Origin of the sequence: Lentilactobacillus kisonensis DSM 19906 = JCM 15041, from assembly GCF_001434135.1 — a bacterium.
Taxonomy (GTDB): domain Bacteria; phylum Bacillota; class Bacilli; order Lactobacillales; family Lactobacillaceae; genus Lentilactobacillus; species Lentilactobacillus kisonensis.
In genome coordinates, this window is sequence record NZ_AZEB01000121.1 from 1 (window position 1) to 212 (window position 212).

Below are 212 nucleotides of genomic sequence, written 5' to 3' on the forward strand. Positions count from 1 at the left end.
TTAGATTGTCAGCTAATTGACGACTGCCAAAGGTATGGCGATGAAGCTTGTCGAGCGCCATTATTTTAGTTTCCAACAACTGGTCATTGGTCTCCTGCTGGCTAGGATGGCGATGCTGCCATTTCCAGTAGGCTTGGCGACTAACGCCCATTACTTCGAGTAATAAGCTTTTTGAACAATGATATGCGTTGCTAACGAGGTCAATTAATTCA

The 212-nt window shown here is 44.3% G+C and carries 1 pseudogene; it reads right to left on the bottom strand.

Annotation, left to right across the window (positions count from 1 at the left end):
* Window positions 1-212 (bottom strand): annotated as a pseudogene (locus FC98_RS15300) (hypothetical protein); the annotation flags it as partial.